The 11836-nt window shown below is 56.5% G+C and carries 12 protein-coding genes and 1 pseudogene; 7 read left to right on the forward strand and 6 right to left on the reverse strand.

Features of this window, described 5'->3' with window-relative positions; all coding sequences use genetic code 11:
• Positions 1-71: 71 nt before the first annotated feature.
• Both ACR0FE_RS00775 and guaA read right to left on the reverse strand, forming a co-directional pair.
• Complete coding sequence (locus ACR0FE_RS00775) at positions 72-977, reverse strand: DMT family transporter (protein ID WP_480910284.1); 906 nt, start codon at positions 975-977, stop codon at positions 72-74.
• Positions 978-1072: 95 nt separating this feature from the next.
• Positions 1073-2632, reverse strand: a complete 1560-nt coding sequence (gene guaA / locus ACR0FE_RS00780) for a glutamine-hydrolyzing GMP synthase (protein ID WP_480910286.1) — start codon at positions 2630-2632, stop codon at positions 1073-1075.
• On the opposite strand from guaA, the gene ACR0FE_RS00785 reads away from it, so the two are divergent.
• Together ACR0FE_RS00785 and ACR0FE_RS00790 are read left to right on the forward strand one after the other, a co-directional pair.
• The gene (locus ACR0FE_RS00785; RefSeq protein ID WP_170676842.1) at positions 2615-2812 is read left to right on the forward strand and encodes a hypothetical protein; all 198 of its coding nucleotides are present in this window, start codon (positions 2615-2617) and stop codon (positions 2810-2812) included. The two genes, guaA and ACR0FE_RS00785, sit on opposite strands and share 18 nt — an antisense overlap.
• A gap of 194 nt (positions 2813-3006) precedes the next feature.
• Positions 3007-4551 (forward strand): trimethylamine methyltransferase family protein, encoded by a 1545-nt coding sequence (locus ACR0FE_RS00790; protein WP_480910288.1) that lies wholly within the window; start codon positions 3007-3009, stop codon positions 4549-4551.
• Positions 4552-4555: 4 nt separating this feature from the next.
• Here the strand turns inward: ACR0FE_RS00790 and ACR0FE_RS00795 are convergent.
• Positions 4556-4873: pseudogene (locus ACR0FE_RS00795) on the reverse strand (DUF6477 family protein).
• Positions 4874-5097: 224 nt separating this feature from the next.
• Between ACR0FE_RS00795 and ACR0FE_RS00800 the strand changes: the two are divergent.
• A complete protein-coding gene (locus tag ACR0FE_RS00800; protein ID WP_480911370.1) occupies positions 5098-6216 on the forward strand; it encodes a DUF6456 domain-containing protein in 1119 nt (372 codons plus the stop codon).
• Between the two features lie 60 nt (positions 6217-6276).
• Positions 6277-7200 (forward strand): LysR substrate-binding domain-containing protein, encoded by a 924-nt coding sequence (locus ACR0FE_RS00805; protein ID WP_480910290.1) that lies wholly within the window; start codon positions 6277-6279, stop codon positions 7198-7200.
• Positions 7201-7241: 41 nt separating this feature from the next.
• On the opposite strand, the gene ACR0FE_RS00810 is transcribed toward ACR0FE_RS00805, so the two are convergent.
• Positions 7242-7790, reverse strand: a complete 549-nt coding sequence (locus ACR0FE_RS00810) for a peroxiredoxin (RefSeq protein WP_170616739.1) — start codon at positions 7788-7790, stop codon at positions 7242-7244.
• A gap of 261 nt (positions 7791-8051) precedes the next feature.
• Here ACR0FE_RS00810 and lipA point away from each other — a divergent pair, with 261 nt between their 5' ends.
• Together lipA and ACR0FE_RS00820 are read left to right on the forward strand one after the other, a co-directional pair.
• On the forward strand, positions 8052-9002 hold the full coding sequence (gene lipA, locus ACR0FE_RS00815) for a lipoyl synthase (RefSeq protein ID WP_480910291.1): 951 nt from the start codon (positions 8052-8054) through the stop codon (positions 9000-9002).
• Positions 8999-10141 carry an amidohydrolase gene (locus ACR0FE_RS00820; RefSeq protein WP_480910293.1) on the forward strand — a complete coding sequence of 381 codons (1143 nt, stop codon included), beginning with the start codon at positions 8999-9001 and terminating at the stop codon, positions 10139-10141. Before lipA ends, ACR0FE_RS00820 begins: the two co-directional genes overlap by 4 nt.
• Before the next feature lie 4 nt (positions 10142-10145).
• Here the strand turns inward: ACR0FE_RS00820 and ACR0FE_RS00825 are convergent, their stop codons facing one another.
• Both ACR0FE_RS00825 and hpt read right to left on the reverse strand, forming a co-directional pair.
• The gene (locus ACR0FE_RS00825; RefSeq protein WP_170616745.1) at positions 10146-10505 is read right to left on the reverse strand and encodes a hypothetical protein; all 360 of its coding nucleotides are present in this window, start codon (positions 10503-10505) and stop codon (positions 10146-10148) included.
• 248 nt (positions 10506-10753) lie between these two features.
• Complete coding sequence (gene hpt, locus ACR0FE_RS00830) at positions 10754-11296, reverse strand: hypoxanthine phosphoribosyltransferase (RefSeq protein WP_170616748.1); 543 nt, start codon at positions 11294-11296, stop codon at positions 10754-10756.
• Positions 11297-11368: 72 nt separating this feature from the next.
• Between hpt and ACR0FE_RS00835 the strand changes: the two genes are divergently transcribed.
• On the forward strand, positions 11369-11815 hold the full coding sequence (locus ACR0FE_RS00835; protein ID WP_480910295.1) for a type II toxin-antitoxin system RatA family toxin: 447 nt from the start codon (positions 11369-11371) through the stop codon (positions 11813-11815).
• The last annotated feature ends 21 nt before the right edge of the window (positions 11816-11836 follow it).

An 11836-nucleotide genomic window follows, 5' to 3' on the forward strand; every position in this document is an offset into this window, starting at 1 on the left:
AGCGAGCCCCGGTAGTAAGATTTGCGGATACTCGCTTTTCGTTTGTTTTAACGTCAATCGGTGACGGTGCGTTACTGGCTGCGACTATCCTGACTGACTGTTGCCAAACTGTTACGATTCTCGGACCAGACATTCAGAAATATCCCAGAAAAAATAACAGCCGCCCCCACAAGCGTCCATTGATCCAAAGGTTCGGAGTAGAGGACCATGCCGACGATGGCGATGGTCGGCAGCCTGGCAAAGTCAAACGGGATGACCACGGTGGCAGGTGCAATCGCCAGCGCGTTGGTGATGCAGAAATGCGCCAGCAAGCCGGCTATGCCGACCAGCACCAAATAGGGCGCGGTCTGTACGCTTGGCAGCCCGATCTCGCCATCAAGACCAGCGGCAGCAAAACCCAGTACGCCTTGCATCGCGGTGAGCCAGAAAACAATGCAGCCGATCTGAGCGGTCTGTGTGAGTTTCTTGGTGGTAATCGTTGTAAACGCAAAGAAAACAGCAGACGCGGCGGCCATAATAAGACCCGGGCTAAGCGGGGCGGCACCGGGGCGCGTGACAAGCAGGATTCCGGCAAATCCTATCAAAGCGGACAGCATTTTCAACGCGGTCAGACGCTCGCGCAGCAGCAGTGGGGAAAGCAGGATAACCCAGATCGGCTGGGTGAATTCCAGAGCAAAGACCTGCGCCAGCGGAATAACACCAACCGCGTAGAACCACAGATTCTGACCCGTGAAATGCAGCGTATTTCGCAGGGCGTGAAGCCCAAGTCGTTGGGCTGTAACCTGATGCCAATTGGCTGTCAGGGTCAGTACGGTTGCAACGATCGCAAAGCCTACGATGCTGCGATACATCATGATTTCGAAGGTGTCGTGAAACAGGCTCAGTTCGCGCCCGGCGACGGCCATTGACGAAAAGGATGCAATCGCACCCGTCATCCATAGGGCAGCTTTGCCCGTCTGAGTTTTGGTCCCGTTCACGTCAAGTCCATGATGTTAGTGGATCATGCGCTTGAAAAGGAACAAAAAATTCCAAGGGAAATAAACAGAAAAGCCGGGGTGGACCCGGCTTTTTGTCATTCCCATTCGATTGTACCCGGCGGTTTGGATGTAATGTCATAAGTGCAGCGGTTGATGCCTTTGACTTCGTTTATGATCCGAGTGGCCGTTTCGCCAAGGAATTCATGGCTGAACGGATAATAATCCGCTGTCATTCCATCCACTGACGTTACGGCACGAAGCGCACAGGCATAGTCGTAGGTGCGTCCGTCGCCCATCACACCGACCGTGCGAACGGGAAGAATGGCCACAAATGCCTGCCAGATGTCGTCATACAGCCCGTGTTTGCGAATCTGGTCGATGTAAACTGCGTCGGCTTCGCGCAGAATCGCCAGCTTTTCGCGGGTGATTTCGCCGGGGCACCGAATCGCCAGGCCGGGGCCGGGGAAGGGGTGGCGACCGATGAAACTCTGCGGCAGGCCCAGTTCCCGGCCCAGCGCGCGGACCTCGTCCTTGAACAGTTCGCGCAGGGGTTCGACCAGCTTCAGGCCCATCTTTTCTGGCAACCCGCCCACATTGTGGTGCGATTTGATGGTCACTGACGGGCCGCCCGAGAAAGACACCGATTCAATTACGTCGGGATACAGCGTCCCCTGAGCCAGAAACTCGGCCCCATCAATGGTGTCGGCGTGTTTCTGGAACACATCGATGAACAGCTTGCCGATGATCTTGCGTTTGGTTTCCGGATCGCTCTGGCCTTCGAGTTCACCCAGGAACAACTGGCTCTCATCCGCATGAATCAGTTGGATGTTGTAGTTGTCTCGGAACATGCCGACGACTTCTTGAGCCTCGTTTTTGCGCAGCAGACCGTGATCGACAAAGACGCAGGTCAGCTGATCGCCGATCGCTTCGTGAATCAGGATTGCGGCTACAGAGCTGTCTACACCGCCGGACAGGCCGCAGATGACCTTCTTGTCGCCAACCTGCTCGCGAATCTTTTCGATCATTTGCTCGCGGTAGGCGCCCATGGTCCAGTCGCCGCTGAAACCTGCCAGTTTCACGAAATTCTCGTACAGCTTTGCGCCCTTGGGCGTGTGGTGCACCTCGGGGTGGAACTGCACAGCATAGAAATGGCGATCGGTGTCGGCAGTAATCGCAAATGGCGCGTTGGGCGAGGTGCCGAACACCTCAAAGCCGGGGGCGATTTTGCTGACATGGTCTCCATGGCTCATCCAGACCTGCTCGTCACCGTCGGCAAACCATCCATTCAGGATATCCAACTGCCCTTTGGGCGTGACAAAGGCGCGTCCGAATTCCGCTGTGCCGTGCCCGCTTTCGACTTTGCCGCCCAGTTGGTGCATCATCACCTGTTGGCCATAACAGATGCCGAGGATCGGAACACCGTAGTCAAAGATCTCTTGCGGCGCGCGCGGAGAACCTTCCCGCGTCACACTGTCAGGACCGCCCGAGAAGATTACGGCCCGGGGGGCCATTTCCCGAACAAACTCCATCGTGACATTCTGATAGGGGTGAATTTCGCAATAGACATTCAGTTCGCGCAGGCGACGAGCGATCAGCTGCGTAACCTGGCTGCCAAAGTCGATGATCAGAAGGCGGTCATGGGATGTATCACTCATGTCCGCGCCATAGGCCAAGCACGGGAATTTCGCAAGTGTAAGGTCATCGTCGTCGTGCAGATCAGGTCGGAAGTGCAGGTTGCGATGATGACGGGGGATGCTTGCCACCTTGGGCTGACGCTGCTGGTCTATCAGCTTTGGCAGGCGTGCGAGGCAGGGATTCTAAAATCGCGGGGGTGAAACGCGCACTTTGGCCTCTTCATCTCTATCTCATAATTCCTTTCGAGCGGTTCGATTTACCGAAAGCTGACGTTGATCCGGGGCACAAACTATGTCGCTTTTATGTTCCAATGGCCGTTATCTTCCAATGTTCCGAACAGTTGTCACGATAAATAGGAACACAATCTGAAATTACCTGAGTATGGGGAAAGCAAATGGCTGAAGCATCAGCACGTCGCCGGAGTCGCGGTGGGGGCGGAGCCGCCCGCCGGGCAGAGCGCACTGCGGTTCGGATCGAAACCGCCAAGTACATTGAGCGCAATATTCCCAACTTCGAGATTCTCAACGAAGAAGCGTTGGAAATCATCGAGACCAACGCCGAGACCATTCTGGAAGAGGTCGGCGTTAACTTCGTCGACAATCCCGCCGCTCTGGAACGCTGGAAAGAGGCCGGTGCGGATGTGGATGGCGAGCGTGTGCGCATCCCGCGCGGACTGGCCCGCCAACTGATCAAGACCGCGCCCAGCCAGTTCACGCAACACGCGCGCGACCCGGGAAAATCGGTTGTCATCGGCGGCCGAAATATGGTTCTGGCCCCGGTCTATGGCCCGCCGTTTGTGCGCGACGCGCAGGGCGGCCGCCGCTACGCGACCATGGATGACTTCAACAAGTTCGTGAAGCTGGCCTATATGTCCAAGTGGCTGCACCATTCGGGCGGCACCGTGTGCGAGCCGACCGACATTCCGGTCAACAAACGCCATCTGGATATGCTGATGGCGCACATGACCCTGTCGGACAAGCCGTTCATGGGATCGGTCACTGATCCCAGCCGCGCGCAGGATTCGGTAGAAATGTGTGAAATCCTGTTCGGCAAAGAGTTCGTTCAGGAAAACACGGTCATGACCTCGCTGACCAACATCAACTCGCCGATGACCTTTGACGATGTGATGATGGGGTCGCTTGAAGTTTACGCGAAAAACAACCAGGCCTGCATCATCTCGCCCTTCATCGTAGGCGGCGCGATGGCGCCTGTTTCGGTAGCCGGCACACTGACTCAGGTTCTGGCCGAGGTTCTGGCGGGTGTTGCCTACAGCCAGATCATCCGCCCGGGTGCACCTGCGATCTTCGGCGCGTTTGTTACTTCGATCGACATGAACTCGGGTGCACCAACCTTTGGTACGCCGGAGGCCGCGCATATCACCTATGGTGCCGGTCAGCTGGCGCGGCGGCTTAACTTGCCCTACCGCTCGGCCGGCTCATTCTGCGGCTCGAAACTGCCGGATGCGCAGGCGGCTTATGAGACGTCGAATTCGCTGAACATGGGGCTGATGGCCGGTGTGAACTTCATGCTGCATTCCTGTGGCTGGCTCGAAGGCGGTCTGGTTGCCGACTTTGAAAAATTCGTCATGGACGCTGACCAGTTGGGTGTTCTTCACCACCTGGCCAAAGGCGTTGCCTATGACGAAAACGCGCAAGCCATGGAAGCCATCCGTGAAGTTGGACCCGGCGGTCACTATCTGGGCTGTGCCCACACACAGGCGAACTTCAAAGAAGCGTTCTGGAAGTCTGACCTGCTGGATTACAAGCCCTACGAGACCTGGGAAGACGAAGGTGGGCGCGACACGAGGCAACTGGCCTCGGCTCGGGTCGAGCACCTGCTGGCCAATTACCAGCAGCCGCAACTCGACCCGGCAATCAACGAAGCGCTGAATGCTTATGTGGCGGAAAAGAATGCCTCGATGCCGGACGCCTTCACCTGATAGATTACTGAAACTGCGCGGCGCGGCTGGCCTGATACAGCTGCGCCTCGCCTGAAATCGCAATCAGCAGATCCAGATGCCGTACCAGTGAATAGGCGGCGTCTTAGCTCTGTCGTTGCGCCTCTATTTCCTTCTCCATATCCATCAATCGCAAAAGGGCCGCACCGGTTCCGGGTAGTGATCCGTATCCCAGAATACGTTGGAGATGCCGGTCACGGTTGTACTCCTGCGCCCCGAAGTTGGCCGCGCGAGTCAACAGGCGCGGGCGGCGTAGCGTCGCGATCATTGTCATCAGGTCCTGCATTCTCGGGCTCCGTAACATTTATTTTGAGAGGCTGATTGTGTCACAACCTAAGCGAGTAGAATCTTTTTTGATATTCGCGCCGCACGTTGCTTTCATGAGTGTTTATCAAATTTGTATCAAATCTGGTTTTCGCCTTCAGGGGTTAACGAACGAGTAACGAAAGAAACCCTAGTTAGAATTGGTTAACTCATATTCCGAGGGTGATCTTAGACAGAATTTCTTGTCGGCGAGGACAAATGACTATGGAAAACAACGTGGCTTTCACTGTTCCGGCATGGGTGCCGGAAGGCGCGCAACGTTATCTGGATCACACGGAAACCGGCCGGTCGATCCGAGAAATTGCGCGAACAGCAGGGTGCCATGCTTCGACGATTCTAAGGCAGATCAGTCGGATCGAGACGCGCCGGGATGACCCCCTTGTGGACGCAGCGCTTCAGTCTCTGGCCGAGACACATTTCTCTGAATCCAAAGTCAGCCCTGGTTTCAGTTCCGATGTTTCAGACGGGACGCCCGAGGGGTTGGCCGCCGCCCGGGATGAGGAGTTCACCCGCGAAGCTCTCAGGGTTTTGCGCAGGCGTTGCGAAACCGGAGCGGTACTGGCGGTCGCCGAAGAAATGGACAAGGCCGTCGTTGTCCGCGATACCGGCAACAGCGCTGCCACCCGGACCGCAGTAGTTGATTGCCGGATCGCCCAGGCGCTTGCGCTGAAGGACTGGATCAACTGCGACAACCCGGGTCGGATTTCACGGTACCGAATTACGGCGCAAGGACGGGCGGCTCTGACCCGTCTAATTGCCCAGGCGGAAAACAAGGCCCGCGCCGGGAATGATCTTGGCATGGCCGAAGCGCAGGCGTCGTTTCAGGCGCACTCGGCTTCGGGCAACACGACTGCATCCCAGCCCGAGCGCGCCCGGCGAATCCGGTATAGCGCCACTGAAAGCCCGTCAATCGCGCTGGCCCGCAGGCGCGATCGGGACGGCAAGCTTTTCCTGGACGAAACTCTGGTCGCCGCAGGTGAGCGTCTGCGCGAGGACTTCGAACTTGCCCAGATCGGACCAAAAGTGGCGCAGAACTGGGACCTGTATCTGACAGGCGGTGGACGTGGTTCTTTCGGAAACAGCCCCCAAGTTGGAAACGGATCGTCGGATGCACGGGATCGCGTCGCGCGGGCACTGTCGGACCTAGGGCCGGGCTTGAGTGATGTGGCGTTGCGGTGCTGTTGTTACCTTGAAGGGTTGGAATTGGCCGAAAAACGTATGGGATGGTCTGCCCGGTCTGGAAAGATCGTGCTGCGCATCGCGCTGCAACGTCTCAAACGTCACTATGAAACGCAGGCCGGGCTCAATCGCATGATCGGATGATCGGCCGTCTACGCGATATGAGAGTCTTGCGTTGGTTGGGGTAAGTGATAATCAATGATTATGAACTTCACCCTCCGGCAGTTGCAGTATTTAAGGGCTGTTGCAGAACAGCGGAACTTTGGGCGTGCGGCACAAATTTGTCATGTGTCGCAGCCGGCTTTGTCCGTGCAGATCAAAACGCTCGAGGAAACACTGGGCGGTACATTGTTCGAACGTCAAGCCCGGGACATCCTGCTGACCCCGCTGGGTCGGGACGTTCTTGAACACGCCCGCCAGGTGCTTGGCGCTGCGGACAGGCTGGATCAGTTTGCAAGGGATCACTCGGGCGGGCACCGGTCCCTGTCGATCGGCATCATTCCGACTATTGCACCGTATCTGTTGCCCGGAGTTCTGGCTGGTCTGAGATCAGCAGACGTGTCGTTGCGCGTTCAGATTCGCGAAGCCCGAACCGAACGCTTGCTGAACATGTTGCGGGGCGGTGAAATTGACGCTGGGCTGATGGCGCTTCCGTCGGGCGGTAGCGAATTGTTTGAACTGCCCTTGTTCGAGGACAGGTTTCTGCTGGCAGGCAGCGCGGCCCGCGTACAGAGACTGGCGGATAATCCGGAAACCCTGCGACCTGTCGATCTGCAGACTGCGCAACTGATGCTGTTGGAAGACGGCCATTGTCTGACGGATCAGGCGCTGGACGTGTGTGGGCAGGACAGAAGCAGCGGTTTGATCAATATGGGCGCGTCTTCTCTGGCGACCCTGTCGCGACTGGTGGCCGAGGGATTTGGCCTGACTTTGATGCCCGAACTGGCCGCCCGTTCTGAAACCGAGGCCGTGCCGGGGTTACAACTCATGCGGTTCGGGGCACCACAACCGGCACGGACCGTGGGATTGGTACGTCGAAAATCCACAACCGGAGAGGACTGGTTCGACAAACTGGCCGGTGTAATCAGACAGGTCGGCGAAGAGATCGTGACCGCGACCCGCGAATAAGAAAAAGGCCCGACTTGGGCGGGCCTTCTCAACTTTCGGACTTAGGCCAGTGCTGGCTCTTTCGCTTCGCTCAGATGCGCCATCAGGGTCTCGGGCGACGAAACGCCATAGGGGTCCTCGGGGCAGTTATCCATCAGGCCGGGCTCTTCGAACCACGCTTCGACCACACCGTTATTGACAATGGCTGCATAGCGCCACGAACGCATGCCAAAGCCCAGATTGTCCTTGTCGACCAGCATTCCCATTTTGCGGGTGAACTCACCCGAACCGTCCGGGATGACCTTGACGTTTTTCAGGCCCTGATCCTGTGCCCATTTATTCATGACAAAGCTGTCATTGACAGACATGCAGTAAATCTCGTCGATACCTTGGGCGGCGAAGTCGGCATGGCCGTTTTCGAATCCAGGCAATTGGTAGGTCGAGCATGTGGGCGTAAATGCACCCGGAAGCGAAAACAGGATGACGCGCTTGCCGGCAAAATAGTCAGCCGTGGTTTTGTCTTCCCAGCGGAACGGGTTTGGTCCCCCGATGGCTTCGTCGCGAACGCGGGTGTGGAAGGTGACGTCAGGGAGTTTTGCACCGGTTTTCATAGTCGTATTCCTGTGATTCAAGTCCGATTGAGGGGTGATCTAAAACAGTTCCAAATCGCATTCAATGACCGTTATTCTGCATTTGCACGGTTGGCGGATGCCATCGGAAGCCACTGGAATTGAAAGTTTTAACATAAATCGGTTTAGAGGATGCTGCGCCTGCATCAATTGGAAGCATGGCGGCTATGCACCTGTGGTGTAGATCGGCCATGCGGACTATGTTAGGGAAAGAAAATTGACCCAAAGTCAGGATACCGAGCCGTGCGTGATCTGAAGATTCCCGAACAACGCCACCCTGAAAAAGCGCATCGCCCCGACAACGCTCAGCCGAAAAAGCCAAGCTGGATTCGGGTGAAGGCGCCGGGTGGCAAAGGATACGCCGACACCAGGCGGATCATGCGGGACAACAACCTTGTCACGGTGTGTGAAGAAGCCGGTTGTCCCAATGTCGGCGAATGCTGGAGCCAGGGCCACGCCACCATGATGATCATGGGTGACATCTGCACGCGCGGATGCACCTTCTGCAACATCGCAACCGGACGGCCGGACACTCTGGATGTGTTCGAACCGGGGCGCGTTGCACATGCAGTCGAGAAGTTGGGACTGAACCACGTTGTCATCACCTCGGTCGATCGTGATGATCTTGAAGATGGCGGGGCGGATCACTTCGCCCAGACCATTCGGGCTGTGCGCCATCGTTCGCCCAAAACGACGATCGAGATTCTGACACCAGATTTTCTGAAGTGTGATCCGGGAGTTCTGGAAGTTGTTGTCGAGGCCAAGCCAGATGTATTCAACCACAATCTGGAAACGGTCCCGGGTCTTTATCCCGAAGTGCGCCCTGGTGCCCGGTACTTCCATTCATTGCGTCTGTTGCAACGGGTCAAGGAACTGGATCCCTCGATCTTCACCAAATCGGGCATCATGGTCGGGTTGGGAGAAGACGAGCAGCAAGTACGGCAGGTCATGGATGACATGCGTGCTGCCGACATCGACTTTCTGACCATCGGTCAATACCTGCAACCCACGCCCAAACACCATGGTGTGGATCGGTTTGTCACGCCCGAAGAATTCGCTTCATACGAAAAGGCGGCTTATGGCAAAGGGTTCCTGATGGTTTCGGCCACTCCGCTGACGCGATCTTCGTACCACGCAGGGGATGACTTCGCACAGCTGCGCGCCGCGCGCCAAAAGAAGCTGGAGCAAGGGTGAAACCTGAAACCCTGTCGCGTCTGACCGCGCTGCGACACGAATTGCATCAATTTCCGGAACTGTCCGGTGAGGAACAAAAAACGGCCGCTCGGGTTGCCGACCTGCTGCGGTCTCTTGGTGCGGGTCGTGTTCTGACTGATATCGGCGGCCATGGCGTAGCAGCAGTATATGACAGCGGCCATCCGGGGCCCTGTGTTGCAATCAGGTGCGAACTAGACGGGCTTCCTATTCAGGAGCTTTCGAGCGCGCCTTACGTTTCGCGGGTCGCGGGCAAAGGTCATTTGTGCGGGCATGACGGCCATATGGCAATGGTGCTGGGCGTGGCCCAAGACCTCAGAGATAACCCGCCAAAATCCGGTCGTTTGGTTCTGATCTTTCAACCCGCGGAAGAGACGGGAAAGGGTGCCGCCGCTTATCGGGCCGATCCGAGGTTTTCTGAGTTTTCCCCGGATTATGTGTTTTCGCTGCACAATCTGCCCGGGCTTGAGCTGGGTCATGTCGAAATCTGCCGGCGCTCGGCCAACTGCGCCTCGCGCGGTATGCGGGTGGTTCTGACGGGAAAAACCTCACATGCCGCCGCGCCCGAGGACGGGATTTCGCCGATCGGTGCGCTTGCTTGGTTGTTGCCGGAACTGGCCGGGTTGGGGACAGGCGGTCCGCTGACCGATGATTTTGCCCTGACAACCGTGACGCATGCCAGCTTGGGCGAGCAGACTTTTGGCGTCGCTCCTGGGCAGGCGGAAATCTGGGTGACCTTAAGAACCGTTTCGGATGGGCGGATGAAAAATCTGGTCGAAGAGGCCGAGACGCTGGTCGGACGAGCGGCAAACAAAGCAGGGCTGCAGGTCGAAATTACCTATGATGACATCTTCGAGGCGTGCACGAACGACACCGAGGCGGTCAAAATCCTTTCCGACGCCTGCGCGTCTCGGAATGTGGCCTACCAGATTACTTCCGAGCCGCAGAAATTTTCTGAGGATTTTGGGCAGTTCGGCAAAGCGGCGAAAACGGCGATGTTCTGGCTTGGGGCAGGGGCCGATCACCCGCAACTGCACAATCCCGACTACGATTTCCCGGATGCGCTGATCCCGGTTGGTGCCACGGTTTTTTCGGCTGCAATTCGCTCACTGGTTGGTTGATCGCTCAATTCACCAAATCGCTGACAATTCCCACGGCCTCAATGACGGTTTGTGTGTCGTCTGAGATCGACAAAATTTCGTCATCCACGCGGACGTATCTCTGACCGGGAGGTAACGGTTTCAACTTCCAGCCATCAAGGTCATCCAAGTAGTCGAATTGCAGATCTTTCGGTAGTTTTTGGCCTCGCGTATAACGCTTTACCTGCCCGGGCGGAACAGCGACGCCATTATTGGATTTTATCGCCTTTTCGACTTTGGATTTGTCCGCACCTTTTGCTTTGCCTTTGTTATCTTTTGCATCCGCAAAACCAGTTGTCAGAGCGACTGTAAAGGCAGCCACAAGACCAATAGACGACACTTTCATTAGCAGAAACCTCCTTTGTTCTTCTAAGGGTAGTCTGCGGTTGAGCACATTGTCCATTGATATTCGGTTGCTTGAATTTATTGACTTTTCGTACAGTAGACATTTCAGGGGTTAGTCACAGATTTCCTGAACAACAAGCCAAGCACGCAATACAGCAATTGAAAGACCCTGAAATATTACGCCGAATACTAGCTTGTAGGCCCCACCTGAACTGCGCAGAACACGGCGAGGCTCCGTACGGTCCTCGGTCAGTTCTCGACAAAACGAACCTTGCCGATGAAAGGCAGGTTGCGGTTACGCTGTGCGTAATCGATCCCGTACCCCACGACAAATTCATCCGGAATTTCGAACCCGATCCAGTCCGAGCGGAAGTCAACCTCGCGCCGGCTGGGCTTGTCCAGCAAAGCAATAGACTTCAGTCGTTTGGGTTTCCGGCTCAGCAGCAGGTGGGTGACATGGTTCAGGGTGTGGCCCGTGTCGACGATGTCTTCGACAACCAACACGTCCCGGCCTTCAATTGCGCCGCGCAAGTCTTTGAGAATGCGCACTTCCCGGCTGCTTTCCATCGAGTCTCCATACGAGGATGCCTCGAGAAAATCGACCTCGATCGGCAAGTCCAGTTCCCGCACCAGGTCGGCGATGAACACGAAGCTGCCGCGCAGCAAGCCAACAACGACAAGCTTGTCCGTACCGCCAAACTCATCGGTGATCTCGCGACAGAGCTCTTCGATCCGCGCGGCAATCGCCTTGGCCGAGATCATCTCATCTATCACATATGCGCGGTCGCTCATTGCTGCCCCCTTGATCTTTGGCGCGCAACATACGACATGACGCGCCATTGTCACCTGCAAATACCGGACGCCATGCCCATTCATTCGGAAAACCGCCACCTGCCTTACACCGCTCAGCAGATGTATGATCTGGTTGCCGATGTGGCCAAATATCCGGAATTCCTGCCATGGTGTGCCGCGGCGCGGGTCCGCAAGACCTTTGCTGTTGGAGAAGCGCAGGTGATGGAGGCCGATCTGGTCATCTCTTTCAAAGTCTTTCGCGAGCGTTTTGGCAGCCGCGTGACTTTGTTTGCGGATCAGAAAAGGATCGATACCGAATACCTGGATGGTCCGTTCAAATACATGAAGTCCGACTGGCAGTTCGAGGACGCCCCGGATGGCGGCTGCAATATCACTTTCCATGTGGACTTCGAATTCAAGAATGCCATCCTGCAAGGCATCATTGGCGTTGTATTCAACGAAGCAATGCAGCGGATCGTGCGCGCGTTTGAAGCCCGGGCCGCCGCACTTTACGGCTAGTGTCCCAATCCTGAGGCTTTA

The organism is Ruegeria sp. K7, assembly GCF_056531785.1.